This is a genomic window from Lishizhenia sp., from assembly GCF_057456495.1.
Window position 1 is genome coordinate 1 of the sequence record NZ_JBVCPV010000012.1, and the last position, 26118, is coordinate 26118.

At 36.3% G+C, this 26118-nt stretch carries 19 protein-coding genes; 9 read left to right on the forward strand and 10 right to left on the reverse strand.

Going from position 1 to position 26118, the window contains the following annotated elements; translation table 11 throughout:
* The first annotated feature begins 1 nt into the window (after position 1).
* The 3 genes from AC22ZQ_RS01770 to purE are packed head-to-tail and all read left to right on the forward strand — an operon-like array spanning position 2 to position 5021.
* On the forward strand, positions 2–130 hold the full coding sequence (locus AC22ZQ_RS01770; RefSeq protein ID WP_413468663.1) for a hypothetical protein: 129 nt from the start codon (positions 2–4) through the stop codon (positions 128–130).
* A gap of 52 nt (positions 131–182) precedes the next feature.
* Positions 183–4514, forward strand: coding sequence for a SpoIIE family protein phosphatase (locus AC22ZQ_RS01775; protein WP_318956857.1), 4332 nt, complete (start codon positions 183–185; stop codon positions 4512–4514).
* 27 nt (positions 4515–4541) lie between these two features.
* A complete protein-coding gene (purE, locus tag AC22ZQ_RS01780) occupies positions 4542–5021 on the forward strand; it encodes a 5-(carboxyamino)imidazole ribonucleotide mutase (protein ID WP_318956858.1) in 480 nt (159 codons plus the stop codon).
* Positions 5022–5071: 50 nt separating this feature from the next.
* Here the strand turns inward: purE and AC22ZQ_RS01785 are convergent, their stop codons facing one another.
* Entirely contained in the window at positions 5072–6295 is a 1224-nt protein-coding gene (locus AC22ZQ_RS01785) for an exo-beta-N-acetylmuramidase NamZ family protein (RefSeq protein ID WP_318956859.1), read from the reverse strand.
* Between the two features lie 49 nt (positions 6296–6344).
* Here AC22ZQ_RS01785 and AC22ZQ_RS01790 point away from each other — a divergent pair, with 49 nt between their 5' ends.
* From AC22ZQ_RS01790 to dnaJ, 3 genes are all read left to right on the forward strand, one after another.
* The gene (locus AC22ZQ_RS01790) at positions 6345–8039 is read left to right on the forward strand and encodes an FtsX-like permease family protein (protein ID WP_318956860.1); all 1695 of its coding nucleotides are present in this window, start codon (positions 6345–6347) and stop codon (positions 8037–8039) included.
* Between the two features lie 143 nt (positions 8040–8182).
* The gene (locus AC22ZQ_RS01795; protein WP_318956861.1) at positions 8183–8725 is read left to right on the forward strand and encodes a nucleotide exchange factor GrpE; all 543 of its coding nucleotides are present in this window, start codon (positions 8183–8185) and stop codon (positions 8723–8725) included.
* An 11-nt stretch (positions 8726–8736) separates the two neighbouring features.
* Entirely contained in the window at positions 8737–9861 is a 1125-nt protein-coding gene (gene dnaJ / locus AC22ZQ_RS01800) for a molecular chaperone DnaJ (RefSeq protein WP_318956862.1), read from the forward strand.
* Positions 9862–10062: 201 nt separating this feature from the next.
* Here the strand turns inward: dnaJ and AC22ZQ_RS01805 are convergent, their stop codons facing one another.
* The 4 genes from AC22ZQ_RS01805 to AC22ZQ_RS01820 form a co-directional block, all read right to left on the reverse strand.
* On the reverse strand, positions 10063–11514 hold the full coding sequence (locus AC22ZQ_RS01805) for an O-antigen ligase family protein (protein ID WP_318956863.1): 1452 nt from the start codon (positions 11512–11514) through the stop codon (positions 10063–10065).
* Between the two features lie 4 nt (positions 11515–11518).
* Positions 11519–12508, reverse strand: coding sequence for a Wzz/FepE/Etk N-terminal domain-containing protein (locus AC22ZQ_RS01810; RefSeq protein ID WP_318956864.1), 990 nt, complete (start codon positions 12506–12508; stop codon positions 11519–11521).
* A 140-nt stretch (positions 12509–12648) separates the two neighbouring features.
* Positions 12649–17829 carry a putative type IX secretion system sortase PorU2 gene (gene porU2 / locus AC22ZQ_RS01815; protein WP_318956865.1) on the reverse strand — a complete coding sequence of 1727 codons (5181 nt, stop codon included), beginning with the start codon at positions 17827–17829 and terminating at the stop codon, positions 12649–12651.
* Complete coding sequence (locus AC22ZQ_RS01820; RefSeq protein ID WP_318956866.1) at positions 17826–18932, reverse strand: putative type IX sorting system protein PorV2; 1107 nt, start codon at positions 18930–18932, stop codon at positions 17826–17828. The genes porU2 and AC22ZQ_RS01820 overlap by 4 nt, the downstream gene beginning before the upstream one ends.
* 135 nt (positions 18933–19067) lie before the next feature.
* On the opposite strand from AC22ZQ_RS01820, the gene AC22ZQ_RS01825 reads away from it, so the two are divergent.
* Both AC22ZQ_RS01825 and purS read left to right on the forward strand, forming a co-directional pair.
* Complete coding sequence (locus AC22ZQ_RS01825; RefSeq protein ID WP_318956867.1) at positions 19068–19943, forward strand: CDP-alcohol phosphatidyltransferase family protein; 876 nt, start codon at positions 19068–19070, stop codon at positions 19941–19943.
* Complete coding sequence (purS, locus tag AC22ZQ_RS01830; protein ID WP_090252434.1) at positions 19927–20178, forward strand: phosphoribosylformylglycinamidine synthase subunit PurS; 252 nt, start codon at positions 19927–19929, stop codon at positions 20176–20178. Before AC22ZQ_RS01825 ends, purS begins: the two co-directional genes overlap by 17 nt.
* Positions 20179–20301: 123 nt before the next feature.
* Here the strand turns inward: purS and AC22ZQ_RS01835 are convergent, their stop codons facing one another.
* From AC22ZQ_RS01835 to AC22ZQ_RS01855, 5 genes are all read right to left on the reverse strand, one after another.
* A complete protein-coding gene (locus AC22ZQ_RS01835; RefSeq protein ID WP_318956868.1) occupies positions 20302–20790 on the reverse strand; it encodes a TlpA family protein disulfide reductase in 489 nt (162 codons plus the stop codon).
* Between the two features lie 2 nt (positions 20791–20792).
* The gene (gene murA, locus AC22ZQ_RS01840; RefSeq protein ID WP_318956869.1) at positions 20793–22097 is read right to left on the reverse strand and encodes a UDP-N-acetylglucosamine 1-carboxyvinyltransferase; all 1305 of its coding nucleotides are present in this window, start codon (positions 22095–22097) and stop codon (positions 20793–20795) included.
* A 6-nt stretch (positions 22098–22103) separates the two neighbouring features.
* A complete protein-coding gene (locus tag AC22ZQ_RS01845; protein WP_318956870.1) occupies positions 22104–22733 on the reverse strand; it encodes a DUF4290 domain-containing protein in 630 nt (209 codons plus the stop codon).
* 338 nt (positions 22734–23071) lie between these two features.
* Positions 23072–24451, reverse strand: a complete 1380-nt coding sequence (locus AC22ZQ_RS01850) for a hypothetical protein (RefSeq protein ID WP_318956871.1) — start codon at positions 24449–24451, stop codon at positions 23072–23074.
* A complete protein-coding gene (locus tag AC22ZQ_RS01855; protein WP_318956872.1) occupies positions 24448–25326 on the reverse strand; it encodes an EI24 domain-containing protein in 879 nt (292 codons plus the stop codon). The genes AC22ZQ_RS01850 and AC22ZQ_RS01855 overlap by 4 nt, the downstream gene beginning before the upstream one ends.
* A gap of 172 nt (positions 25327–25498) precedes the next feature.
* Between AC22ZQ_RS01855 and AC22ZQ_RS01860 the strand changes: the two genes are divergently transcribed.
* Positions 25499–26118 (forward strand): lyase family protein (locus tag AC22ZQ_RS01860; RefSeq protein WP_318956873.1); only part of this gene is annotated, 620 nt, incomplete at its 3' end.

Here is a 26118-nt window from a genome sequence, read left to right on the forward strand (position 1 = left end):
CATGTATGGAAAAGCCACTACAAAACCCAACCGTAAAATGGGACACATCACAGTTATCAATAAAGAATTAGTAAAAGCAAAAGAAATAGCCCGAGTGATTAAAAGCAGGTTTAAAGTGATTAGTGAATAAAGAAAGTTTCTATATTTACTTCAATTCCTACTCTTTTACATGAACTAGGCGCATGAAAAAAACATTAATGGCAAGGTTCTTCGTACTACTATTATTTCTAGCTACTATCTGGAGTTTTACACTCCATGGTCAAACATATAACGTTCATAGTTTCAATCACAAATCAGAGATTGGAACGAACTTCATCAATACAATTGTAGAAGACGAGAATGGTTATATATGGATAGGAACGGAAGGACTAGGAATCACAAGATTTAATGGAAAAGACTTCAAACACTACAATAACCTTTTCCTAAACAATGGCTTAAATGTTAAACACATCTCCTTTGATGACCAAGAAAACATATACGTAGGAGCAAGAAATTGTGGCTTTTTTCATTGCCACTTAGATTCATTAGAAAAACTTCAACTCCCCCAGGACGCACAAAATCCTAGCATTTATTACCTCGAAAAACGCAACGATAGAACGGTTGTTGTTAACAATTCAGAAATCACTATTTTCTCAGGTGGTCAAACCATCGATAATATAAAACTTCCAGAAGGAGTAGAACTTAAAATTCATAATGAATTAAAGCTTCCATCATTTACGATACTTCTTACCAATCGAGGGAATTACGTTATCAATAATTATGAAATAATTCCGCTTGACCAATGGTTAGGTACAGAAAAAGAATTGGCCAACACATGTGTACATGTTTTCTTTGAAAACAATAAAATGACGCTTCTTACCAATAAAGGAAAGAAGAGCATTAATGTTTTTTTAAATGATGACCGCGTTAAGTTTTTCTATATAGACACACTTCAACTCCCCACTACATTTTCTAAAAACGAAGCTTTTACTTTTTCAGACAGATCGAATCAATACTCTTACCTAATCACAAATACCGGACGTATTTTTAAAACAGATGGCCACACCTATACTGAGTTAAAAAGTAATTTAAACGAAAAAATAAAGCACCCTACAAAATTACTGGTTGATAGAAACGAAAACTTATGGGTTAGTTCTAAAATTCAGGGTGTATTAAAATGGAGCAAATCTCCTTTCACCCCCGTAAACTACAACGATATATTCAGGTCTTCAGACATCGTGTTTTACAGAGAGATAGCTGACTCTGTCATTATTTGTAGTTTAGATAATGACGAAGCAACCTATCTTGGATTCGCTGAGCAAAAAAGCAATTTTCACAAATACAACTTCTTCATCAATAGTCACATTGAGGTTGATAACAAAAATTATTTCGGTACAGACAAGGGAGTGTATACCTACAAGAATGGTAAACTTGTTCCTGCAATTCCAGAGGTGAAGAATAAAAAATGTATGATTACCAAAAAAGATGATCATTCATTCTTTGTCTTTGAACAGAACAAAGGCTTCTTTATCTACGACATACAAAAGGGGTTAACCTATTTAGACAATCAACCAGAAAAGGAGACAAATTTCATTTTCGCCAGTGCTAAAATGCCCGGAGAAAACACCTACATTTTTGGAGGCCTAAGGTACCTACATATGTTTAAAAATAACGTATGGTACGATTTAACTCAAAAGTTAGAAAATGAAGGTTTACCAATTTCTTATCCCTACATGACGACCGATCCAAGAGGGATAATTTGGATGATGAGTCCTCATTCTATTATAGGCCTGAAATCGAATGGAGAATTAATAAAAATCACAGACATCGATCACTTAAAATCGAATTTGTTATTCAGCATTTTATTAGACGATAAAAAAAATTTGATTCTAGGAACCTCCAGCGGAATTGTTTATTTGGAACTAAATGACAAGGCATTACCAACCAACTCAACCCTATTTGGAAATAGAAATGGGTATGAAGTTTACGAGGTCAATTACAACTCCTTATGTTCAATTGCCGAAGGTAAATATAGGTTTGCTTCCTTAGAGGGAGTGTATACCATTAACCTTGAAGAACTACCTAACTATCATACACCCAAAGCCCCCATAGTTGATCAAATTAGAATTGCAAATAGAATCATTAATTATGGTAACAAAGGAAGTAGACTTAAACTGGAAGGGGATGAAGAAGCATTAATTCAGTTTAATGTTGTTAATCCTAAGTCAGATGTTGTTTACTATTCTTACAGGATTAACCACGAAAACAGCGGTAAATGGACGGCATGGAGTAAGGAAAACTCAGCCCTTATCAGTAATTCTCTCGGAACCGGAGTATATCAAATAGAAATAAGAGCTTCTTTCAACAAAAAAACGAGTAGTCCGATTAGCTACGTTGAGTTGGTGGTAGAAAAACCATTCTTAAAAAATCAAACGTTGATGTTCCTTGTAATCTTTGTATTACTCATCCTGAACATTATTTATTTAATTAGGAAGAAATCAATGAATGTAGATCAAATCATGTTGTCAAAAGATTTGAACCTACATTCCAAATTTGCAGCCCTACTCTTAATATTCGGTGCCCTTGCCATATTAGCTATTTTCTACACGGCTCCCTTCATCTTAGACAACCTCATTTACTTACCTGTATTCACTGGAGTTATCGGTGGTATAACTCTGTTAATAGGAGCTTCAACTTTATTCATCAAACAAATCAGAAGGTCTCCACAAAATCCTACAATAATTGGTTTCTTACTCGTTTTAGCTTACAATCTTTTTGGATGTGAATTATCCAACCTCCATCCTCTCTACATTTTAGGAGTAATTTTAACCTTAATCGTTACACCAATTGTATTTACAAAATTTAGTCAAATTATATCAATTTGTATAATTGTTCTTACTTCTTCGCTTTACATAGTATACTCTGTTGAGGGAGATGTACTTTTTTCTGAAACCTTTTTCATTGTTGATATTTCCATTACTCTTTTCCTTGTAATTATTACCACATACGTTAGAAACGAAGCCCTGGAGAAATTGATATTTACTTCTGGTGTGATTAATAATGAAGATTTCTTGGTGGCTTCTTTTAAACCCAATAAAGAAATTGTTTACCTCAATGAAACCTTCAAACATTTACTTCCTAAGAACTTAGAGTACTACATCAACAAGAATATTTCGGAGCTTTCTGTCATTGAAACCTTTAATCAGCATCACTTTAATGAGGTAGTTTTAGAAAAATTCAAAGACAAAGAAATGTTTAATATCAGCCTGGAATTAAATACGGGTGAACTTCGACATTTTCAATTTGTATGTAAGATTTTTAAAAATCAATTACAAGTTATCATCGGTCAAGACATCACCGAAAAATTTGAATTGGAAAAATACTATGAAGTAATTGTAAACAACTCACAGGATTTAATTTACAGACTTGATATTTCCGGACATTTAACTTTTATAAATAAACAATGTGAAAAGTCACTCGGTATAAAATCTGAAGATATCTTAGGACAATTCTACACCTCGGTTGTACATCCAGAATGGAGAGAAGAAGTACTAGATTTTTACTCTCATCAATTTAAAAACAAAATTAAAAACACCTATTCAGAGATTCCTATACTAACTAAAAATGGAAACACTGTTTGGCTTGGACAACACATGACAGCCATTTTTAAGGAAGGTGATGAAAAAGTAATTACCGGTTACTTGGGTATGGGGAGAAACATTACCGAGAGGAAAAGAAAAGACGAAATCATCAACAATCAAAATAAGGATATACGCGACTCTATTAATTATGCTAAGCGTATTCAAATGAATTTGATTCCTGAGGAGAGTAAAGTCGCTCGTTTCTTCAAGGAATCTTTTGTATACTTCGCTCCAAAAGACATTGTTTCTGGTGACTTCTATTGGATAGAACGTCTACAAAAAAAGACGATATTAATAAGTGCAGATTGTACGGGGCATGGTGTACCTGGTGCATTTATGACACTGCTTGGAATTAACCTATTAAATCAAATCATCCTTGAAAATAAAATTCTAGATGCAGGAGAAATTTTAAATCAGTTAGACATTCGTTTAAATGAGGCTTTAAGAAGAAATAAAACCGAAAAATTAAACGACGGAATGGAATGTACTGTTTGTATAATTGATGAAGAAAATGACGTTTTAGAGTATGCCATCTCGGGAAGTAAATTCCTTCTATACCAAAAGAATGGGATCCAGGAGGTAACAGGTTCTAGCTCTCACATTGGAGAAGGACACTCACTTTCTACTCCTTTTAAAAGTGTGGTAACCTCTTTCAAAGAAGATGATGTTATTTATCTGTTTAGTGATGGAATTGTAGATCAATTTGGAGGAGAGAAAGGTAAAAAACTTAAAAAGTCGCGTTTCATCAAACTAGTAGATGGCGTAAAAGATTTGGATTTAGCAAAACAGGAAAAATCAATAAAGTCATTCATGGAAAACTGGATGAAAAATGAAGAACAAACCGATGACATCTGTTTAATTGCTGTAAAAAGAGATGCGGCAAACAAATTATAATCCATATTTTTGTGCAAAAATTATAGTATGGCAGAAGTAGGAATCATTATGGGTAGTAAGTCAGACTTACCTATCATGCAACAAGCAGCAGACATTTTAAAGGAATTAGGTGTTGAATATGAAATGAACATTGTTTCAGCGCACAGAACACCTGAGCTTATGTTCGATTATGCAAAAAATGCGCATAAAAGAGGGATTAAAGTGATTGTTGCTGGAGCTGGTGGAGCTGCACACTTACCAGGAATGACTGCTTCTTTAACTCCGCTTCCAGTAATTGGAGTTCCCGTAAAATCTAGTAACTCTATTGATGGGTGGGATTCTATCTTATCTATTTTACAAATGCCGAACGGTATTCCTGTTGCCACTGTTGCCTTAAACGCAGCAAAAAACGCAGGTATTTTAGCGGCAAAAATAATAGGAGCATCTCGTCCAGAATTGCTTGAGCGTTTATCTGCTTACATGGAGGAATTGAAAGAGAAAGTAATGGAAAGTGCTAAAGATTTATAAGCACAACATATCACATTAAAAAAGCCCCGACTTCCATCGGGGCTTTTTGTTTATTGGTAAATTAAATAGGATTTTCTCATTTCCTTAAAAGCATCTAAATCGGCTTTCCAAGAACCTCTGATAATTGCTTCTGGAAGTCCTTTTTCAATTTGTTTCCTCAATTCATCTGTACCTGCAAGTAAATCAAACCAATTTCCACCTTTGGTAAAGAATTCATCTACCGCTGTATTTCTGTAGGCATCAATTAACCATGACAAATACAGGTAGTTCATTTTTTTCTTGCCCGCAGCATGTAAGTTTACACCTTTACACTCCTCTCCTTGAAGTTTAGGATGTTTCGCTCCGTAGCTTGGCGTTGGAGTAAAGGTAAATGCCGTTGTACTATCTCCGTATTGTGGATGACCATACACTTCAAAAGGAGTATCAGTTCCTCTCCCTACACTCATCACCGTTCCTTCGAATAAACATAAACTTGGATATAGAAAAACTGCTTCTCTCGTTCTTAAATTTGGAGAGGGAGCGATGGGTAAAATATAGCTATCTGTTCTTCTATAATTTAAACATGGAACTACAGTCAAGTTACATTCCACTCCATTTTTCAACCATTTTTCTCCGTTGATCATTTTAGCATATTCCCCTATGGTCATTCCATGTAAAATCGGAATGGGATGCATGCCAACAAAACTCTCAAAACCTTCTTTTCTAACTGGACCATCCACTACATCTAAATTAGGGTTAGGTCTATCTAAAACAATAACCTCTACACCCTGTTCAGCACAGGCTTCCATTACATAGTGTAAAGTAGAAATATAGGTGTAGAAACGAACCCCCACATCTTGTAAATCAAAAACAACAACGTCTAATCCTTGTAATTGCTCTGGCGTGGGTTTCTTATTACTTCCATAAAGTGAAACTACGCTTAAACCTGTTTTTGGGTCCTTATTATTTTTCACATGTTCACCTGCATCAGCATTCCCCCTAAAGCCATGTTCAGGAGAAAATACACGAACCACATTTACATCTTCTACGAGTAAAAAGTCCACCAAATGTAGACTATCCTTCGTACTCGTTTGGTTAGCAACCACTCCTACCCTTTTGCCATTAATTTTATCCAAATACATTGCCGTATTCTCTGCTCCACACGCCAAAGGCCTTTTAAATTCAATTTGTAAAGCTCCATCCGCAATTTGATTCGTATCATTTTGTGCATGAATAGCTCCTATACTTAAAGAAATAGTAAAAAGAAGTCCGAAAAATTTATGTATTGAGTACATTAGCAAATAAATTTTAAAATTGAATTTCACGTATTACATAGCAAAAAGCTTGCAAAAAGGGAAAGGTGAAGGGAAGAAAATTTCTCGTCCCATCGTTCGTATCTCCATAATAAGCATAGCCATTTCGCTAGCGGTAAATTTAATAACAATTGCCGTTGTTACGGGATTTCAACAAGAAGTAAGAGACAAAGTTGCTGGATTTGGTTCTCACGCTCAAATATTAAAGGCTGGTGAGTACTCTACCTTTGAGGGAGAACCCATTGTAAAGGATCCCGAATTTGAACAACTCTTGCTCAATATACCTGAGGTAAAAAACATACAGAGTTTTGCCTACAAACCTGCCTTACTGCAATCTAAGCTCGACACTATTTGGTATAACATCAACGGAATAGACACCTTTCAATTAGAACAAGAAATTCAAGGCGTCGTTGTAAAAGGTGCCGGAAAAGAATTTGACTGGAGCTTTTTTAAGGAAAACCTTGTAGAGGGAAGAATCCCAGATTATTCAGGAGCTAGCAAATCCAATGAAATTCTGATATCTGAAAAAATCGCTCAAAATCTAAACTTAAAAATCAACGAAAAGACCCGTGCTTTTTTTGTGGAGAACAATGCTGTGAAGAAGCTATTTACAGTTGTTGGAATTTTCAATTCAGGCTTAGAAGAATTTGATAAAGAGATTATTCTTGCTGACATACGCCAAGTACAAGATCTAAACGACTGGGGGATACAAGCTAAAATTAGAGTTGCAGACACCATGATAGGTGGTGATCAATTATTGATATATGCAGATGTTAATGGCGGAAATGGAAATTACAAATACGATTGGGGCCGCGGTTATGAAAAGAATTATGGTTTTACCTACTGTGATGTAAAAGACACTGTAATTCGCTTGATAGTTTCTGATTATTGGATGGAACTTTCACAGCGCGAAGAAGACAGCAGCATTCCTGATACTGCCTATTTAAAAATAGAAATTAAAGGAAACAAAAACATTCCCTGTGAAGCCAATGTGGATATGTTCGGTGAAATTGAAAAGGAATACCTCAATGATACGGGTACAAAGTTTGCCATACATTTTAAACACGGAAAATCTATGTATTTTGAATACATAGACGGTAAAGGAAGTTCTGAAAACTACATCGGCGGTTATGAAATAAGCGTGAAAGAATGGGATCACTTGAACACCATAGTAGACGATATTAAAAACATGTTGATTACACAGGAAACGGTAGACATCAACGGTGACTCTCAAATCCTTCTGAATAAGTACAACATCAGAAGTATAAAACAAGATAGAGAGGAGATTTTCCTGTGGCTCGACTTTTTAGACTTAAACGTATACATCATACTTATCCTAATGCTTTTAATTGGTATAATAAACATGGGATCAGGTCTATTAGTACTCATCATAACCAAGACCAATTTCATAGGGTTATTCAAGGCTTTAGGGTCTAGTAACTGGAAGATTAGACAAGTCTTTTTATACCAGGTAAGCTTTTTAATTTTAAGAGGATTATTCTTTGGAAATTTAGTAGGAATTGGCTTTTGTTTGTTACAAAAACACTTTACAATTATCCCGCTTGATGCTAATATTTATTACTTAAATGCAGTTCCCGTAAACTTGAGTATTTGGCACGTATTGGCTTTGAATGTTGGAACACTCATTGTTTGTGTAATAGCCTTAATTATTCCGAGTTATGTCATTACGAAAATCAGTCCGGTAAAAGCCATGAAACTGAAATAGAAGTAATGTGAAAACCCGCCAAAATTACGGTGAGAATGGCGTTCTGTCTGCTTAAATTCACTTTTTCCAAAATTTTCTCTGACAAAGTGTCTTATTTCCCTTAATGGCAATATCTTTGCCTCCGCAAAAGCAAATTGAAATAAATGGCAAAGCAAGAAGATAAAATACAAGACGAAGTTACTCAAGAAGAGATGGATGCGAAAGCAACTGAACAAGTTGAAGAGCAAGAAGAGACTCCTCAAGAACCTACTTGGGAAGAGAAGTACAATGAGTTGAACGACAAGTATTTAAGATTATACTCTGACTTCGATAATTTCAGAAAGAGAAACATCAAAGAAAAGGCTGATTTAATTAGCAATGCTGGTGCTGGAGTTATCAAGGACTTGCTCCCAATTTTAGATGATTTTGAACGTGCAATTAAGAGCAATGCCAATACAGAAGATGTAAATGGTTTGAAAGAAGGTTTTGAATTGATTGCCAATAAGATGAACAACATTTTGAATGCGAAAGGGTTGAAAATGATGGAATCTAAAGAAAAGGCATTTGATGCAGACTTGCACGAAGCAATTACAAACATACCTGCTCCTACAGAAGAATTAAAAGGAAAGGTAGTTGACGTTATTGAAAACGGATACTACTTAAATGACAAAGTGTTGCGTTACGCAAAAGTAGTAGTTGGTCAATAGGAAAAATTAATATGAGTCAAAAAAGAGATTATTACGAGGTACTCGGTATTTCAAAAGGAGCGAGCGCTGCTGAAATCAAAAAAGCATACCGTAAACTCGCATTGAAATTTCACCCTGATAAAAACCCAGACGACAAGGAAGCTGAAGAAAAGTTTAAAGAAGCTGCTGAGGCGTATGAGGTATTGAGTGACGAACAAAAACGTCAGCGTTACGATCAATTTGGTCATGCTGGAGTTGGCGGAGCTGCTGGTGGTGGTTTCGGTGGCGGAGGTATGAATATGGATGACATATTCTCTCAATTTGGTGACATATTCGGTGGAGCTTTTGGCGGATTCGGTGGTGGAAGCCGCGGTGGAGGACCAAGACGTTCTAAAGGAACCAACCTTCGTGTAAAGATTAAACTTACTTTGGCAGAGATTGCTGAAGGAGTTAAGAAAAAGATTAAGGTTAACAAATTAGTGAATGCTGAGGGTGTAACTTTTAACGATTGTAAAACATGTAACGGTACAGGAGCTCAAACACGCGTTGCCAACACGCCATTTGGAGCGATGCAAACGCAAACAACGTGTTCTTCTTGTAACGGTACCGGTAAGGTAATCGGTAAGAAACCTGCTGGAGCAGATAACAACGGATTAGAACGTAAAGAAGAAGTTATCGAAATCGATATCCCAGCTGGTGTTGAAGAAGGAATGCAACTTTCTGTAAGAGGAAAAGGAAATGCAGGTCCTTTCAACGGAATACCAGGAGATTTACTGATTGTTATTGAAGAAGTACCACACGAAAGCTTACGTAGAGATGGAGATAACCTTCACTACGAAGCTTACATCAACTTTGCAGATGCAGCTTTAGGAGCAAGTATTGAGGTTCCTACAGTAAGCAGTAAAGTGAAAATAAAAATTGACGCTGGAACACAGAGTGGTAAAATGCTTCGCCTAAGAGGTAAAGGTTTACCTAGTGTTCAGGGCTATAGCAATGGAGATTTGTTTGTCCACATCAACGTTTGGACGCCGAAGAGTGTATCTAAGGAAGAAAAAGAGATGTTGGAAAAATTAAGAGAAAGCGAAAACTTTATTCCGAATCCGGACGGAAAGGAAAAAGGCTTTTTTCAAAGGGTGAAGGACATGTTCCAAGCCTAGTTTTATAGTTAATACTAAAGAATCCCGATGCATTATTGATGTATCGGGATTTTTTTATTCTGCCCCCGATAGCAATGACACCCCGGAGTTTAAAAAGTTAGGAATATAGAAAAAGTGCAAGCGACTTTAGAAGCTTGAAGTTTGACTTAATATTACTTGCTTTTTAAAGGAGGAGTAAAATGGAAAGCGGGAAAAGGCAGCCTAATCTTGAATCGTTAATTTACCTTCTAAATGTTGTTTACGACGTTCTTCTAAGGCCAAGAATACGGCACAAATACCCCAGATAGGAATAGATGCCTTGTCTGTATCTAAATAGTTATTTAAAAAACCGTGTACGAAATAAGTTACCAAAGCTAGCACCAATAATAGAATGATTCTACGGTATTCTGTATCTTCTTTAGGGTACTTAATGTAAAGGGTAATTCCTTGATAAAAAATTGCGGCAACTACCAACAATATACTGATGAGTCCGAGCAAACCACTCTCCGAAAGCGGACCTAAATACTCAGAATGGGCATTACCTCCATCTCCAAAATTGGTAGAGATAATGGTTAAATTTTCGGGATCTTGAAAACGCGCATATTCGAAGGCATAGGTTCCTGGTCCATACCCAAAAACTGGTCTATCTTTAAACATTTCTAAGGCACAATCCCAACGATTTAAACGCTCTAAGTTTGAAGCATCTGTGGTTACATTCGTCGCTGATTGTAGACGCTCTCCGAAATCTTCTGTGGTGTGTTCTTTATCGTTTCGGGCCATTTCCATTTGTATCGTATCCCAAGAGACGAGTACGAGTAGGGCGACAAAGATGGTACCTCCTGCCAAATACTTGAACTTAATTTTGAAGTGTATACACAAGTAAACGATAAAGGCCGCAACTACAGATAACCAAGCTGCTCTCGTGTAAGAAAAGTATAAAGCAACCAGGTTAACCACTAAAAAAGAGACCAAAACCACAAGGGTTAGTGGATCGTGTTTTTTAGATAACAACAAAGCCAATACGATATATAAGTTTAGCGCTACAGCTGCTCCATAAATGGTATGATCTTTAAAGAAGGGAGACATTACCCAGTGCCCTTCTTTTTCACCGAAGGCATACAAACTATGGTTGATTACTGTATAAATCATTGTAATTACCATACCTGTTGCGAACAACCATAAGAAGGTTTTGATGCGTTGCTTCTTACGGAAAACATAGGTACCGTAAAGTAAAGCAGGAATAATGAACCATAACTTCACCAACAAAAACTTAAAGCTCACCAAAACATGAGAACTTGTAAGAGATGTAGTAAACATCCAAAACAGGTAGAAGCCTACCGCCCATACTATGGGTTGTTTCCACAAATGTTGCGGTAAAAATCTTTTGTGGAAATGTTGCATTAATATCCACAACATTAACCCAAAAAGCAGGGGTTCTGTTGGGATAAAGAGTCCCATTTTCCCATCTGTAAATTCTTCTAAATTGACGGACAAAGGGGTTAACAGTGCCACCAAAAGGAATACTTGTTCTGTATAAAAAATAGCAAAATAAACTACTAAAAGCACCAATGGTATTACGTTGAGGTAATAATTTCCATCGAGCATAAAATACCCATTGAGGAGAATAAACATCCCCACCAAAGGCAATAGTATTTTATTTTTTAGCAGTAGCATAGTGTTACGCTACTCTTTTTAATTCTCTAATTTTCTCAGCAACCAATAAGTAGAAAATGGTTAAAACAAATGCCGAGAAAGTGATTAAAAGCACAATTATAGAACGCTTTGGTTTTGCTTTTTTATCTGCAGGAACCGCACTTTCTACCACGAATTTGTGTGTAAAGTTTTCGTAAGCATCAGATTCTGCTTGCTCATAAGAAACCTCTTGATCAGTTAACTTTTCAATACGGAACTCTCTTAAATCTGCCAAGGCATCATAACGTGAACCATATTTTACGTTTACTTCTATCTGCTTTCTAAAGAACTCTCTGTCTTCTGGTCTTGATTCATTTAATGCGCTAAAAAGATTGGCTCTAGCTTCTGGTCCAACAACTCCCATTGCTGCCAAGCTATCCATTTCATTAATCAAAGCTCTTTGCGACTCATTTAACTTGTCTAACTTTCGCTTGTTAACCTCGTACGCCGGGATTGTTCTTTCTTTGATTAAATCGTTTTTAACGGTATCAATTAAATCAACAATTTTATTGGCAATATTTGCTGCTCTTTCTGGTTGTTCATCCAATACATCAATTAAAATAGAACCGTAACGCGTACGTTCGAAAGCGATGTGTTGTTCATAAGCTTTACCCAACTTATAGAAACGGTTGGGGTCATCTTGTTCAATTTCATAAACCTCCATTAAATTGAAACGGTCAACAATTTTATTACGGATTTTAGATGATTGTAAAATCTGAATCAACTGCTCCGCTTGTTCTTCCTCTCCAAAGTCCATAGCGTTAGCTTTGGCATTTCTTTGTTCAGAGAAAGAAACAGTACTCGTTGCCGCTGGGAAAACAATGGCTGTAGATTGATACAGTACTGTCATCATTAAAGAAACTACAATTCCAATTATAAAAGCTGCTGCTGAAATACCTATGATTACTTTTCGTTTGGACCACAAAAAGATGAGTAAATCCTGAGCTCCTGAGTTGTTGGTTTCTGTTTTTTCCATAGTCGAGAAATTTTGGGCAAAAATAAGCTTATTTATTTTCTTTTATGAAGGAATAAACTAATTGTTATTGGTTTTATTGTGTACAAAAAAAAGTCGCAACGAAAGCTGCGACTTATAGCGTAAATTTATGTACCAAACAACTATCGTATCAGATACATTTTACCAAAGTTATTTTTGAAATATTTTTCACTCAAGGTTGTAGAATTGTTGTTCTCATCGCTCACTGTAACCTCTCTTCGCGTAATATCTTCTCCATCTATCTGAACATCCACTCTATAGATATATACACCATTTGCTAATTGATCCCCGAAGTCATCTCTTCCATCCCAGGCGTACTCTGTGATGTTCCTACCAATACGAATCGGTCCAATTTCATCCTCGGTAATCGTTCTAACAACAGTTCCGGTAACCGTCATTATTTGAATCCTGATTTCATCGGGGACTTTACTTCCGGTAAGTGTAAACACGAACTGCGTGGAAGTTGAGAAAGGGTTCGGATAATTCATCATTTGCGTGATTGTAGACGCATTGATAACTTCAAAAGTCACCTTATACTCTAGGTCTCCTGATAAGTTACCTGATCTATCGGCTCCTTGTACATAGAGTTCATAAATTCCATCCTTTTCAAAAAGTGAAGGATATATTATTTTGAAACGTCTGTTTTGATTATTAGCTGGAATCCACTCCATAACTACTTGACCATTACGCATGAAAGGAATCTTCTTTTGTATTCCATCAGGATCGGTAATGAACACTCCGAATTGCGTTGTATCTGTATCGCTGTCCATCACTAGGAAATCATTATCATCTTTGAGCGTTATCACTATTTCCGCTTTAGGATTTACGATATCCCCATTCAAAATGTGAATACCGTCAAATGTCACATCAAGTATAGGATTTACATCGTCTCCCTTCACATAAAAAGAACGTTGTAACACATTATTAAAATGCGCAAGTTCTGGTTGATCTGTTGTTACTAAACTTCCATTTACATAAGGATTCACTTCCATCCAAAAAGAATTGAATCCATCTAAACCTAGGGTATTGAATGTAATTGTGTCTCGTAACACATCAGTAACTCTTAAACTATCTTGTCTTGGATATGGAATAGGAATAATGTTTCTGTCTTTATCCTCTATCCAGTACCTCACTAAAAGAGAATCCATATCGATATTATCAATATTCCTCACGTCTATAGCAAAACTTATATCCTCCCCTTCATTTAACGTGTCCTTACTCGGTAACCAGGTATAAAAGTTTTGAGAACCATCTATTGCCGCTTCGGGCAATGGTGAGTATAACACATGCCACCTATCTACTTGGGCAGGGGTTAAGGTTGTACGGTCTTCATATTTGGCAATTAACCTTAAATATGGATACGCATCTGCATTGATAAACTGATTAAAATTGGTAATGGAATCGTTGCTTGTAAAAAGCGTATCATAGGTTAACATTACATTTTTACCATAATCTAATGCTTGGATAACCAATCGTGTTGAATCTCCTGTTGGATTTTCTAATGCATTTTGTTTCCAATACAAGGTTTTCCATTCTGCTGCTGGACCAATAATGGTAGAAGTTTCAGAGCCTTGATAATCAAATCCTGAAATAACAGCTTCTAACTCAATAAAATCATAAACATTTTGCGCTACCGTTTCTGTGGTAAATGCAGGGTTACCTTTTTGACCGATATGAATAAAGGCCATATCCTCTTGCCCAACAAAAATACTATCTGAACCCAGCGTATTTTGGAAAGTGTTGAAAAGACCAGGGTAAAGATTTTGCCAATTTCCAAACTCAGCATTTCTAGCTGTATAGACGATGTAATAATAACCATCCGGAATTCCTGTTTCCAACATGTCGTTTAACGCTTTAAGCTGCTGAACACTATTTTGTCTGAATATGAAATATCCCTCAGACCTGGGTCTACAGGCACAATCATCATTCACATTTCCGAAATCCATAGCAGGATCAAAAGTTCCAGCTGCACAACTACTTATCCAAGGTTCTAAGGTTACGGGATCTACAACTGCAACATGTATAGAAGCTACAGGTTGACAAATTGCATAATCTACCATCGCACCGTTCAACTTCCACATGGTATATACAGAGTTACTATGGTCATAAACCTCTGCTGAAATCGTTTTCTGAACAGGACCAAATTCTCTTTTTCTATCAGCTCGCACATAATCTACGTTATTGAAGCCGCCATTTTTAAATTGAAAGAAATGATCTTGTCCCCAACCTTCTTTTCCTTCTATATACTGAAAAGAATATTCTCTCCATTGTGGAACAGTACTGTCTACGGCAACACGCCAAAAATAAGCCACACTATCCTCCAATATCAATGGATCTATCATATTCGATGAAGCGTTTTTCCATTCATCATAGGCCACCTCGTAAACACCACCAATTCCACTTTTGGTCATAACCCGTTTCTCCGGACTGTTGAATAAATCTGTAGTATCTATTTCAAATAAATAGGTGTTATAGTCAGCAATAGGGTTCACTGTCGAGGCCTTTACCGAAATTTTATCTTCAGGAACCACAGCGTAATTATGAGGAAGTACCGGAATTATACCATCCACTTTATAATAGAAGGTTTTATCTACTTTATTATTCCCAAATTCATCATAGTTTTCAGGTATGAAAGAAGGTAAGTCCACTTGTATCTGGAAATTATTTACCCCTAAAGCAATAGAGGTTTGGAGTGGGATGGTTAATCTTATCGTATCCTTGTAAAGTAATCCATTTACCGGCACATTATACACACTATCCAACGCGCTCAATGGGAAATCTCTTCTCACTTCTAAATTAAAAGTATCTGTTATGGCTCTCCCTAAATTGGTTAATATGACATTTACTGTTAGAGAATCTGTCGCTAGAGAAACATCTTCTGGAGTGAAGAACACATCGTCTACCTCAACATCTATTTCAGGTTTTGCATGCCAATTCAAACGTAGACCGGGGTCACCATGGAATACCATTTGTGCAGTTGTTGCCTGCAGCAAGAAATTATTTGTAAAGTTTTGCTCATTTACCTTTATGGTTTCTTGAATCTGTTGTGCAAATGTTTGACCATAATTCTTAATCCCCATCTGCCTATACAATTCCGCAGTATAAATATTTAACATATAAGGATAACCATACTCCGAAGAGGATAAAAAACCTATGGTCCCAGCATCTTGGGCATGATTAAATTCTTCGGATGCAGAAGAATAATTCGGAAGAAAAATATTACCACTCAAACATGCATTACCAATAAGTATAGGATATTTCCCTTGATTATTCCAGTTTTGAGGATCTTCCACACTCAGATCAAAACCATCTGGAGTGGCATGTCCAAAGAAAGTCATCAAAGACACTCCTGTTTGCAATTTATCAAACAACACATTTAAGTCGACCGGATTAATAGGATTGGAAGTTGTTTTGTAAAAAGAGAATACCTCTCCTCCAAAATCAGCTCCTTCAATCGTATTTTCGTATATCCCTAAATAAGCTTTGAAAAGATTTTGCTGGGCTGCTGTAGAACCTCCACCAAAGTGTAAAACCTTCTTCTGCCATTCTTTGGCATCCTTGGTATACACACTGTTTTGATCTTGTGCTAATTCAAAATCTTTTACCTTATTGAGGTAAGCAATAAGTTCATTGTTATCTTTTACAGAAACTCTACCCGTAGGAATTGCGGGCACCCATTTATATTGAGGTGTAAATCCTGTGGTTAACAATATATCGGATGAAGGATAGCCGTAACTAGGAACAAGAGACATTTGGAAAGCTCCATTATTCTTACGCGTACCTATCCCAAAAGTTGAATTGGGAGGGTTAGCCTCCCTAACTCCTTTTCCTAAAATCAATAATGCCGCTGGTTTAACCTGAGCAAAATCATACACATGATTTAAAAACCGTTTTAATCCTAAAACATGTTTTTCTATACCACCACCATATTGTAAATACAATTCTTTAACCTCTGCTGTGAGCACATTATTTTGCCCACCAGCTACAGACCCTCTATATGCCGCATATTGAAATGCCCCAGTTTCTATTTTCTTATTATAGATGATGATATATGCAGAATCAGCATTGATTTGAGAATAGTCGGTAAAGAATCCCGTAGGAGTTACAGGTTTGATCTCTGTAACATTCGTAATTAAACTTGTTCTACTGATAATAATTTTTTGACGCTTCCCATTGTTGGCATTGGGAATAATGGTATGCCACTCGCCATTTATGTACTCCATGCGCGTTTTCCTCGGTACATTACCTCCAAGCACGTAGCAAACTCTTGGAGCACCTCCTCCTCCGGCAAACTTGATGTAGTTTTTACCTTGAGAATGATCATCCACAGTCACCTCCAGATAATTCGCACTTGTCGGCGTTTGAGGATATTCTATGGATAAATAATTGATGGCTTGACGATCTGATGCGACCCCCAAGTTTGGCGGTACTTCAAACAAGAAACTAGAAGTTCCATTATTCAATTCATTTACATTAACTTCTCTTTCATGAAAAATGCTTTTATATCCCGTAAAAACAGTATCCGTTAAATTAAAGTAAGTGTTATTTCCTTGACTAATATACCATGAACCTTGATGGTTTCCAGCACCTGAAAAACTCGCATTAGATGCCGAAATAGTTTTTGATTTGAAAATAGCATTGGGCTGACCTAAGTTTTGACCATAACCATAAATGTTCGGAGTCGGGAGGTTATGCCATCCACCAGACCAATTTGGACCACCATTATAGGTTCCACCACCCCATCCTTCTCCTTCTTCAAAAATGGAACGATGACCTACACCTTCAGTAGTACCGTAGTAATATTTATTGGAATAGGTTTTTATTGATTTATTCCAAACATAACGCGTCGGGTTATAGGCAGAATAATTAATATCCGTTTCCTTAAAATATCGTTGACTCGGGGTCGGTGACCATGTAATAAAATAGATTAATGTGTCGTTGTACAAAGAATACTCTGGATTGGCAATATCAGCTGGAGTTTCATATAGTTTTTGATCTAACCATCCATCATTTCTTTCTGCGTAAAACTCAATAAAATCTGTAGAGTCAAAGGCCGGGGTGTTTCCGACCTCGATGTAAAGAGGGACCTGTTTTTCCTTTCCGTAAATTTTTATATCCTGATGAGGAATTGTATTTACAGGTATACCTGCTGAAAGCAAATCTTCGTAGGTAAGGCGGTATATACCATCCTTAACAATTTTAAAACTGTAATATTTTTGATTGTAATTAATCCATTCATTCCCATATTGAGAATAAACACCTATACTAAGTAGTAGCAAAAGAAGTGTTAGAAATTTCTTCATCGCATATTTTTAGGTTTCTCCAATCCAAACTTTAGAGATATGATATGTGTGTATGCGTTTACGGCTCCTCCGAGATTTGTAAAGGCATAATCCAATGTCACCCCTTTAAAACCAACGCCTATTCCGACATTTGGTTGGTAGGTATAGCTATAATTGTCGTCAAAATCTTTAACCTGCTGCACCTTGTTTAGTCCTGCTCTCAACGCAACAAACTCCTTGTAACCGACCTCTACACCTAAATGAGGGTCTCCACTAATCACATCCGTTTGTAGTAAAACATTTCTTCGTTTATCTGTGGTGAGATCTACATTTACCTCTGCATTCACAAACATTCCTTGTTTTCCTAAATCATGTCTATAATTAGCTGCAAAGATTAATCTTGGCAGCGTTAATTCTAAACCATTTTCAGGTATTTCGTTTCCTGTTTCTAGGAACACTTCCTTGGTAGCATCATCGAGGTTAAACATCCAAGCATTAAAGGTTGAGGTTACATCTCTCCCCATCAAGGCAAAATTCCAATGTTTATTCATTTGGTATTGCAACCCAGCATCTAAACCGAACCCCCAAGATTTGGCAAAATCTCCGGCCTTACGGTGAACCACCTTAAAGTTACCACCAAAAGACAAGCCTTTTACATTGAGTTCTCTAGCATAAGAGAATAAAAAAGCCATATCAGCAGCTGTAAAGGTTGTTATTCTATCGTAATCAATACGCCCTTCATTATCTATCAATTGGGTAGTATTAGGAATATCGTCCACTCCAAAACGGATGGCAGAAAAAGCTACAGTACTCTTTTTATCAAGAGAATGCGCAATTCCCAAGTAATCATATTTAGCGATACCGGCAAAGTATTCTGAGTGCATTAACGCCACTTCTGCCCATTCGTCAACATGTGTCAATCCCGCAGGGTTCCAATACGCGGCGGTAACATCCCTTACATTTGCCACATTTGCATTTCCCATAGCATAGGCTCTTGCACCCACACCAATTTGTAGGAATTCATTGGAATATTTGGGAGCAACAGTACTCTCTTGAGCCTGAGTATTCAAGCAAAGTGAACAAAATAAAACAGTAAGGGCGGCTAACTTTTTCGTATTTTTCATAGTCTAATAACTGCGAAAGGCTTTAAAAATTGTTCTAATCTACAGCAAATAATTCTTTGTGCATAATATAAAACGATTTTTAGCAGGATAAGTTAGTTCAACAACAATTATCTTTCTATTTTCGGGCTAAAAAGAATGTTTACACTTCCTAATATTACAACTGGACTAAACCTTCTATCTGGTTGTACATCAATAATTTTAGCCATAGGTGGCAGATTAGAACTTGCTGTGCTCTTCATTTTTTTGGCTGCAGTATTTGACTTTTTGGACGGGATGTTAGCAAGAGCATTAAAGCTCTCAGGTGAATTAGGAAAACAACTCGACTCATTAGCCGACATGGTAAGCTTTGGTTTTGCCCCAGGAATTCTGGTTTTCGTTTTGTTTATTATCAGTGGAGCCATGGACATTTTTGTTCAGAATGGTGGTGACATTCATAATTTCTGGATGAATGGAACATTCGGTTACAACGTTTCTTATTGGGTACAAACTTACCTTAACGATTTATTAGGGAATCAATCAGTGATGTATCCTTCACATTTTAAAGGATGGTATTTATTCTTACCCTTTGTAGGTTTCATTATTCCTTTCTTTTCACTTTTCAGATTAGCCAAATTTAATTTAGACACGCGTCAAACAACTTCTTTTATTGGATTACCAACACCAGCCAACACCATCTTTTTTGCCTCATTTGCGTTAATGCTTTGGGATGGATTTGGGAGCAATGATTGGAAAGCAACTTTATCTACAGTTCTGATTAAGGATCAAGTGCTCATGAGTTTAACAGTTATATTTAGTGCATTATTAGTATCGGAACTACCATTATTTTCATTAAAGTTCAAAAGCTTGAAATTCAGTGAAAACGGGCTCAGATACATCTTTTTATTAATAAGTTTAATATTAATTGCACTTTTATTAGTGTGGGCTCTACCAATTATTATACTTTTGTACCTGATTTTATCGATTATTGATAATTATTTGATTAAAAATAGAAAGCATGAAATTCAAAGCTGAGATTGATGTGATGCCATTAGAGGCTCTTTTAGACCCACAAGGGAAAGCTGTTAGTAACAGTATGAAAAATATTGGTTTACCTGAAATTGATGGTGTTAGAATAGGTAGACACGTAAGATTGTTTGTTGAAGCATCTAACGAAACTGAAGCATCTGAAAAGGTAGAGCAAGCTTGTAAAAAATTGTTGGCTAACCAAATTATGGAGAGCTACACATTCCACATTGAAGAAGCTTAATTTCCTCAACATATTATTAAGAAAGACTGTCTCATTGAGACGGTCTTTTTTTTTGCACCTAACTTTCACACAACAAAAAAGGAGTAATTTTTCAATCACTCCTTCTCCAATATATATTTTGAATTACTTCAATTCGTTCTCTATAGCTACATGCAATTTAAATCCTCGCAGCTCATTTCCTTGTGCTATAATATTACCATCACCATCCAATAAAAAAGAATAAGGTATGCCTCGAATTCCAAACTTCTTAGCGATTTCATTACCTTCATCAAAACCGTGGTATTTCCATTTCAAACCATCCGCTTCTATGGCTTTCTTCCAGGCCTCTTTATTTTTATCTAAAGAAACACTAAAAACTTCGAAACGTTTTCCATTTTTAAACTTAGCCTTTTTGTATTTATTATAGGCCTCCACCACGTTTGGATTTTCTTTCCTACAGGGCCCACACCATGATGCCCAAAAATCTAATAAGACATAATTACCCTCAAGGTCTTCCAAAGAAATTTCTTTCCCATCCGGATCATTAAGAACAACACTGTATGCCTTTTCACCATTTTTAGGTGTTCCTGCAACCAAAAGGAAGGAAAGAAGAAACAAGCTTAACAATTTCATGATTACATTCTTCTGATATCTGCACCCAGGTTATTCAAACGTAAGTCAATATCTTGATACCCTCTATCAATTTGTTCAATATTATGAATAACACTCTTTCCTTCTGCTGAAAGCGCGGCAATTAACAAAGAAACTCCGGCTCTAATATCTGGAGAGGTCATTTGAATACCTTTTAACGAGTGTTTTCTATCCAAACCAATCACAGTAGCCCTGTGTGGATCACACAAGATTATTTGAGCCCCCATGTCAATTAACTTATCCACAAAGAATAAGCGCGATTCAAACATTTTTTGGTGAATCAAAACTGAGCCCATAGCTTGCGTTGCGGTTACCAACACAATACTCAATAAATCAGGTGTAAATCCGGGCCAAGGAGCATCTGATATCGTAAGGATGGATCCATCAATAAACGTATCTACTTGGTAGGATTCTTGACTTGGAATATATAAATCATCCCCTCTCAGTTCCATGTCTATACCTAAACGCTGGAAAGTGTGAGGAATAATTCCTAAGTTTTCATAGCTCACATCTTTGATTGTAATCTCAGATTGCGTCATAGCTGCCAAACCTATAAATGAACCAATTTCAATCATATCTGGAAGAACTCTATGGAAACATCCTCCCAGTTCGCTCACCCCTTCTACAGTTAGCATGTTACTGCTGATTCCAGAGATCTTGGCTCCCATTTTATTCAACATCTTACATAGCTGTTGCAAATAAGGTTCACACGCCGCATTGTAAATTGTTGTTTTACCTTCTGCCAATACAGCCGCCATTAAAACATTGGCCGTACCGGTAACAGAAGCTTCATCTAAATGAATATAGGTTCCTTTTAATTTCTCTGCAGTTACCGAATAAAAATAAGCCTGCTGATCAAAATTAAATTTAGCTCCTAATTTGGCAAATCCCTCAAAGTGCGTATCCAATCGTCTACGCCCAATCTTATCACCTCCCGGTTTAGGCATAAAACCTTTACCATAACGTGCTAGTAAAGGACCAACAATCATGATAGACCCTCTTAAAGAGGAAGCTCTGTTTTTAAAATCTTCGGTTTGTAAGTATTCTAAATCTATATCCTTGGCTTGAAAAATAAAGGTCCCTCTTTCCACTTTCTCAATTTTCACCCCCATTGCTTGGAGTAAATTGATCAGTTTATTCACATCTATGATGTCGGGCAAATTGGAAATGGTAACTTTTTCTGGAGTCATCAAGACTGCACATAAAACCTGCAGCGCTTCATTTTTTGCTCCTTGAGGAACAAGTTCACCTTTAAGTTTCCTACCTCCGTTAATTTCAAATGATGCCATGGATATTTATTTTTTTCTTTTTTTCGGTTTAACTACTTTTTTACGCTTATTAGGCTGAATACCGTATTGTTTTAATACTTGATTTGTTGCTGTAAATATGCTTAAATCATCAATTTTCAATTTCCCTTTAGATAATTCTTCCAAATGATCTGCAATTACCCTGTCTTCAACGTTTCCAGTATGGAAAACAAGATAATGACGCTTCATTAAATTAGCTATGGTAACTTTTAGGTATTCTTTTTCTTCTCCTTCTTCTAATTCTACCGCTTCTTTGATCATGTTTTGAACGTAATTACCAAAATGACCAAATTTGATTTTATTTTTTGGATACTTCATCCTCGCTGGCTTTTCTGCCAAAGATTCTGGAGTCGGTTTTTCGTAAGGAGAATCACAGTCCATTTTAAAATCGGACATGATAAAAAGATGCGTCCACAATTTATGTTTGTAATCGTCTACATCTCTCAAGTGTGGATTTAGTTGACCCATCACTTCTATAATTGCCTTTGCGGCTTTATTTCTTTCCTCTCTGTTCTCGATTTTTACGGCATAATTAATCATGCGCTGCACGTTGCGGCCGTATTCGGGAATCTGCATTTTTCTTCGTTGAGTATTATACTCAAGACTATTGTATCCCATACTTTCAAATGTAATAAGTTAAAATGGTTTAGGCGAATGTAAGGTAGGTAAAATTATTGTTAAGTATCAACAATGCAGGGAGGGAAACGCAGAGTTGTTGACACTAAGAAGTGCGCGGAGTAATCTCCACAAAACAAAAAAAAATGGTTAGAAAAATTTTCTAACCAAACATTAAGATACCACCGATAATTGCTAAAGCAATAATTGTGTAAATCGTACCTACTGCTGCTGTTGATTGATCAAAAAAGTTATCAGACATTCTATTTAATTTTGATACAAAAATAATTATTCTAGCCTACTAATGCCAAATCAATTAAAAGTTTTCTTCGACTTTGTAATTATTTAGGCAAACTAAAAGATGTGAGTTGCTTTAAATCAAACACATAAAGATCCATACTCGATTTTTCATCTTGTAAACGAATACTGCTGCAAAAAGCAACTCCGTATTCTGGATAGTATTGAAAATGCGTATCACTCGTTACAGAGTTCACTTGTGGACCTAAATTTACAGGGTCACTCCACTTATCATCTCCTAGATATTTAGAAACGTAAATATCGTAATCTCCATACCCCTCTAAACCATTTGAAGAAAAGAATAAGTACTTTCCATCAGGTGTTAAAAATGGCGTTGTTTCATTTTCTCTTGTGTTGATATTATCAGGTAAAGCTACCGCTCTTGTCCATTTCCCTTCTTCTTTTCGCGTGATATACAAATCAGACCTTTTCTCCATTCCGTTTCTATCCGATACAAAAATCATTGTATTTCCAAACTTATCTACCGTTGCTGATCCCTCAAAAAATGAAGTATTGATGTTTGCGTCATCAATAATTACAGGTTGCATCCACGCCCCATTTTCATCTTTTCTTGCAATTGCTAAATCAGACCCCTTAGTTGTAAAGCTTCTCCCCACCTCAACAGTACTTGTGTTTAAGGTAATATACGCAGCTCCACCATTTCTATTAAAAGCATTGATTGCATCGAAACCTATACTATTAAGTAAAGCCAAATCATTACTTACACTGTCAAAACTTGTAGCATTCATATCCCAGTCTACTCTGTAAATATCTTCGTAGAAACGCTGGTCATCTGGATTAACTCCTCCCCCTTTGGTATCTACTCTTCTTGATATGAAGTATAGTTCCTTTCCATCTTTAGATAAAACCGCACCGTAATCATCGAATCCTGAGTTTATTGCTTTGGGTAAAATGCGCTTCACATCCTCGTTTGATGAAGCCGTAACTCCTGCAGCTTTCGCTCTATTACACTCAGCAATTCTTTCCTCAATTCTTAAAACACTTACCGCATAAGAACTCATTTCTTCTTTACACTTCTGGTAATAATTCAGCGCCATGTCTAATTCATTCATGCGATGATAAGCATTGGCAATAATGTAAAATACCTCATCATCCACTTTTGGATCTATGGCCAAGGCATCTTTTGCATAACTTAAAGCATACCCGTAATTTTTAAATGTATTGTGACATTTACTTACCCAAAACGCAGCCGTTGCATTGCTAGGGTCTTTCAACAGTGCCTGACGAAATTTAACGATAGCAGTACGTGTGTACCCCTCTCCAAAATCTTTCTTACCATCTTCTACCATAAGAAGTGATGCCGTTTTTTCTTTCAAAGAAATTTTGGTTGTATCTGCTGGGGCAGCAAAAAGGCATGAAGCACCCATTAATAGTGCAAAGAGTAGTATGCTAAAATTTTTCATTCGTCTTTTCGTTTTTCAGTTACTTTCACTGAATACTTATTATTATTCAGGTCAACTATATCATGCATAGAAAGCGTCGCACTAACTATGGCGAGAATAGGAGCAATGGAGGCTAGAAACCACAATACCAAATTTAAGGCAATGATTCCGAATTGTTTCAATGGAGCTTTGCCGAAATTCGAAAAATCGAACATTACCCCTAAATCAACTGGCACTAATATAAAAATAGAATATATACTTCCAATAGCTACAGCCAAACCTCTGTGGTTTCTCACAAAGAAAATACTTTGGTCTATATCTAATCTTCTACGTTCATTTACATAGTCTATAAAACTAAACCCATAGTAAAAGAACCCTATTACAAAGGTAAGGTAGAAAATCGGAGAAGACTTTGGGTCATCCCATCCTAAAAGTGAAAAAATTAATATCACAAGAAAGAAAAAATATTCCCACATCACATTTCTAAAAGCAATTTGTATCCCTCTTTGAACATCGTGTAAGGTTTGATTAAAATCAAACGGATACTTTTTGCCGGTTAAAATGGTTTCTACTTTTTGAGATATCAATGAAATCATGGGTGACAACAGAACGACTACTATGTACTTGGCAAACTTCATAAGTATGAGTCCCACCGTAATAGACAACAACAATTTGAGAATGAACCATATGGTATCATTCATGGTTTCGCATTCCAAGCAACCCAGTTGTTCGCTCCAGGTAGATTGCCACGTGAGCGCCTGATTACCTACAAAATAGATTCCCAACATAAGCAGTGCAGGGATGGGAAAATACCAATATAATTTGTGCGAGATGATAAAACGCACGGCTTTATAATAGTTTTTTATCCCTAGGGCGAAATGTTTAAAAAATTCCATACGTTCAACTGATAGCTATCAAATATAATATTAAAGGACCTTAATCAAAATGCTATGTGAGATTGATTTCTTATCTTTGCGCTTTCTTTTTTAACTGAGTAATAGATCCAAGGATGTAGTTAAAAGGTTTGAAAAGAAAGCAATACATAATTGAATCTTAAAAAAAATAGAGATGGATTTAAATGCGCTTACAGCAATTTCGCCAATAGATGGTAGATACAGAAGAAAAGTTAACGAATTAGCCCCTTATTTTTCTGAGTTTGGTTTGATCAAATACAGAGTATTGGTTGAAATCGAATATTTGATTGATTTGGTAAATTCTGGAATTGCTCCCTTAGCCGATTTTCCAAAAGACAAGTTCGAAGCTTTGAGAGATGTTTACAAAAACTTCTCGGAAGAAAATGCTTTGGAAATTAAAGAAACTGAGAAAACAACTAACCACGATGTTAAGGCGGTTGAGTACTTCGTAAAAGCTAGAATGACAGATTTAGGCTTGGAGAAATACTTAGAGTTTGTTCACTTTGGTTTAACTTCTCAAGATATCAATAACACTTCTATTCCTTTATCTTTGAAAGAAGCTGTAAATGATGTTTACAAGCCTCAATTAGAAGCTATACTAGCGAAGTTAGATGCTTTAAGTGAGGAGTGGAAAGATATTTCTATGTTGGCCAAAACACACGGTCAGCCAGCATCTCCAACTCGTTTAGGAAAAGAAATCAAAGTTTTCTCTGAGCGTATTAAGATTCAATTGGCGCAGTTAAATGCAATTGACTTCTCTGCAAAATTTGGTGG